Source organism: Streptomyces nanshensis (assembly GCF_001751255.1).
GTDB lineage: Bacteria > Actinomycetota > Actinomycetes > Streptomycetales > Streptomycetaceae > Streptomyces > Streptomyces nanshensis_A.
The window spans coordinates 1-3662 of record NZ_LJGW01000208.1 but is presented as its reverse complement, the minus strand read 5'-3'; the positions used below and the strand labels follow the sequence as shown (position 1 = coordinate 3662).

Annotated in this window: 5 protein-coding genes; 2 read left to right on the top strand and 3 right to left on the bottom strand. The window is 73.9% G+C overall.

Translation table 11 applies throughout. From position 1 onward, the window contains the following. Window positions 1–1296, bottom strand: a 1296-nt coding sequence (locus AN218_RS12220) for a hemolysin family protein (protein ID WP_070016877.1), incomplete at its 3' end; no start/stop codon positions are given. Then, window positions 1293–1418: a hypothetical protein gene (locus tag AN218_RS38735; protein ID WP_275936970.1), complete on the bottom strand. Its 126-nt coding sequence runs from the start codon at window positions 1416–1418 to the stop codon at window positions 1293–1295. The genes AN218_RS12220 and AN218_RS38735, both read right to left, overlap by 4 nt. Before the next feature lie 297 nt (window positions 1419–1715). On the opposite strand from AN218_RS38735, the gene AN218_RS12215 reads away from it, so the two are divergent. Further along, a complete protein-coding gene (locus tag AN218_RS12215) occupies window positions 1716–1961 on the top strand; it encodes a toxin-antitoxin system HicB family antitoxin (RefSeq protein ID WP_079132093.1) in 246 nt (81 codons plus the stop codon). Continuing rightward, entirely contained in the window at window positions 1958–2329 is a 372-nt protein-coding gene (locus AN218_RS12210) for a fic family toxin-antitoxin system, toxin component (RefSeq protein WP_070016875.1), read from the top strand. The genes AN218_RS12215 and AN218_RS12210 overlap by 4 nt, the downstream gene beginning before the upstream one ends. A 62-nt stretch (window positions 2330–2391) precedes the next feature. On the opposite strand, the gene AN218_RS39050 is transcribed toward AN218_RS12210, so the two are convergent. Further along, complete coding sequence (locus AN218_RS39050; RefSeq protein WP_476755958.1) at window positions 2392–3558, bottom strand: class I SAM-dependent methyltransferase; 1167 nt, start codon at window positions 3556–3558, stop codon at window positions 2392–2394. Window positions 3559–3662: the final 104 nt, after the last annotated feature.

Below are 3662 nucleotides of genomic sequence, written 5' to 3'. Positions count from 1 at the left end.
CGTGAGCCGGGCGCGCGCCGCGCGGCGCCCCCGCGCGTCCACGACTTCGATGTGCCAGCCCGCGACGTCCAGGGCGTCGCCCCGCTGCGGAATCCGTCCCAGCTCGGTGGCGACCAGCCCGGCGAGGGTCTCGTACGGACCCTCCGGGGCGCGCATTCCGATGGCCCGCAGTTGGTCGGTGCGGGTGGCGCCGTCGGCGTCGAACACCCGCCGCCCGTCCGGGTCGTGGCCCGCGGGCGCGAGGTCCGGCGGCTCGGCCGGGTCGTGCTCGTCGCGGACCTCGCCCACGACCTCCTCGATGATGTCCTCCAGGGTGACCACGCCCGCGGTGCCCCCGTACTCGTCGATGACGACCGCGATGCTGCGCTCCCCGCCCGGCATCCGGTCCAGCAGCCGGTCGACGGTCAGCGACTCCGGTACGAGCAGCGGCTCCCGCATCAGCTCCGTCACCGGGTAGCGCGGCCGGTCCTCGGCCGGCACCGCCAGCACGTCCTTGATCCGTACGATGCCGACGACCGTGTCCAGCCCGCCGCGGACCACGGGGAAGCGGGAGAGGCCCGTGGCGCGCGTCGCGTTGGCGACGTCCTCCGCGTTGGCCTGCACATCGAGCGAGGTGACCTGCACCCGCGGTGTCATGACGTTCTCCGCGGTCAGCTCGGCCAGATGCAGCGTGCGCACGAACAGGTCCGCGGTGTCCGGCTCCAGGGCGCCCTCCTTCGCCGAGTGGCGGGCGAGGGCGATCAGTTCACGCGGGGAGCGGGCGGAGGCCAGCTCCTCGGTGGGCTCCAGGCCCATCGCGCTCACGATCCGGTTGGCCGTGTTGTTCAGATGCCGGATCAGCGGACGGAAGAGGGCGGAGAAGACCCGCTGCGGCGTCGCGATCGCCTTGGCGATGGGCAGCGGACGGGAGATCGCCCAGTTCTTCGGCACCAGTTCCCCGACGACCATGAGGACGACCGTGGAGAGCGCGGTGCCGAGGAAGAGCGCCACCGTCGGCGCCGCCGAGCCGGGCACACCGGCGGAGCGGAGCGGCCCCGCGATCAGCTTGGCGACCGAGGGCTCGGCGAGCATGCCGACGACGAGGTTGGTGACGGTGATGCCGAGCTGCGCCCCCGAGAGCTGGAACGTCAGCGACCGTACGGCCTCCATGGCGCTGCGCGCGCCCCGCTCGCCGCGCTGCACGGCACGTTCGAGATCGGCGCGCTCGACGGTCGTCAGGGAGAACTCCGCGGCGACGAACGCACCGCAGGCCAGGGCGAGCAGCAGCGCCAGGACGAGGAAGAGCACCTCGGTCACGGAGCCGCCTCCACGGTGCGGACGGGCGCGTGGGCGAGCACGTCGCCGGGGGCGGGGAGGAGCGGAAGGAGGCTGGCGCGGTGCCGGTCACGGTGGCGTGTGCGGCCGGGGGAGTCGCCCATGAGCGGGCTCTCACACCTTTCGGTCGGAGCCGTCCCCGCTGGTGGGGACGGCCGGAGGACGGGATGCTGAAGTGACGGCGGTCGTTCATGGTAGACGGACGGTGAGCGCACCGCGTTCCCGGCGGGAGCGGCGGTATGCGCGCACCGCCCCGGCCGCGCGGCCCCTGCACACGGGCCCCTCCGCAGCGGCGGCGGGCTTTTTCCGTACCGTCCTCGGAGCCGCTCCGTACCGTGCGCGGGCTTCTGCTCTCCGCAGCGGACTGGCCGGTGCTAGCGCATGAGTGCTAGCTTGGCACTGTGTCGAAAACTCAGCTCAATGTCCGCGTGGACGAGGCGACCGCACAGACGGCGCGCGAGCGCGCCCTCGAGCGGGGGGTGAGCATGAACCGCTACATCGAGGAGCTGGTCGAGCGCGACGCCGGGGAGACCGGGCAGACGTTCGTCGAGGCCGCGTCGGAGTTCATGAAGAGCTATGAGTCGCTCTTCGCCGAGGAGTTCCCCGAGCCGGCGCTGCGCGAGAGCGAGGGTCTTCCGCGTACGTGAGTCTCCGTATCGACCTCGCCTGGCTGCTGATGGTCGCGGAGGCGAAAGCCCCGGGCGATCCGCGCGTCACGGACTACGGCGCGCTCGTCGCCGCCGTCAGCAGGCACGAAGCGACCATATTCGAGCGCCCCGTCTACACCGAGCCGCACGACCGCGCCGCCGCGATGCTCCAACTGCTGCTGCACGTCCCGGCGTTGGAACGGGGCAACGCCCTGTTCGCCTCCGCCGTCGCCTACGGCTATCTCGTCGCCAGCGGCCTGCGCGTGCGCACCTCGCCGGAGCGGATCCGCGATCTGGCCTGGCTGGTCAAGGACGGCTCCGCCGGCGTACGCGACATCGCCCTCGAACTGCGCAACTGGACGCGCTGAGCCCGCCGTCGACCGTACGGGCAGGAGTCGTTGACCGTACGGCAGAAGTACGGGCCCGCCCCTCACGGACGCCGCGCACCGCCCAGCACATGGAACGAACTGGGCGCCGCCGGCCCGCCCGGCGGGATCATCAGCCGGCGGAAGGAGACGTCCGTGAAGCCCGCGGCGCCGATCGCGCCCACCGGGTCACGGCTCGTGTGGCAGCCGCCGAAGAACAGCGGCCACACCGTCGCGTCCACAGCGCGCTGGAGGCGCGCCATTCCGGGCCGGTCAGCGGCCCGTTCGTGCTCGAAGAAGCGCAGTTCGCCGCCGGGCCGCAGCACCCGCAGCGCCTCCGCCAGCGCGCGCGGGACGTCGGGCAGCGAGCACATCACCAGGGAGAAGACCGCCGCGTCGCACGCGCCGTCCGCCACCGGCAGCGCCTCCGCGGTGGCGTCCACCACCTCCACGCGCGGTCTCACCGCATCGTCCGAGGCCGCGGCCAGCGCCGACGCCCGTAGCCGGGGCTCCGGCTCCACGGCCGTCACCCGCGTCACACCGGCCGGATAGCGGGCGAAGTTCAGGCCGTTGCCGGCGCCGATCTCCACCACATGGCCCGTGAGCCCCGTCAGCAACTCGGTGCGGTTCTCGCGTACTCCGGCGTGTGCGTCGGCGTTCACGCTCAGCCGCTCGTAGAAGCGGGCGAACAGCGGGCGGCGTACGGTGCTGCGGGCCGCCCGCGGTGCGTCACGTCCGGGCATCGCGTCCCCTTCCGTCGGGATGGCCCGATTCTGCCCGCCCGCGCGGCCGTTCGGGGCGCTCCGGTGCAACCCGGGGCGGTGCGGCGGGAGTTCGGGAGGGCTCTCAGTCGGCCTCGCGGGTGCCGCCGAGCGCCGGGGCCAGCCAACTCGGCGCCGCCGTACGGAAGTCGGCGCCGTCCAGACCGCCGGCCCCCTCGGGCACGGAGCCCAGCAGCGGCGCACCGGCCGCCGTCGGCAGATCCGCCACGTTGNCGGCGCACCGGCCGCCGTCGGCAGATCCGCCACGTTGCAGCGCGTCGCCAGATCGGGTGCGGCGGGGAAGCTGCCGATCACCACGCCCGGTGTGCGCAGTCCGCGGGAGCGCAGCGCTTCCGCCGTGAGCGCCGTGGAGTTGAGCGTCCCCAGCCCGGCGGCGGCGACCACCACCACCTCCGCGTCCAGCAGCCGTGCGGCGTCCGCGAGCGTCGAGCCCGCGGCGTCGTAGCGCACGAGGAGCCCTCCCGCCCCCTCGACCAGGACGACGTCGTGGCGTGCGGCGAGCCGCCGTGCCGCCGCGGCGATCCCCGCCGGCTCCACGTACGGCAGCCCGGCAC

Coding starts and splice junctions, on each gene's coding strand:
- AN218_RS38735 (WP_275936970.1), bottom strand. CDS start 1,418: ATGGGCGACTCCCCCGGCCGCACACGCCACCGTGACCGGCACCGCGCC.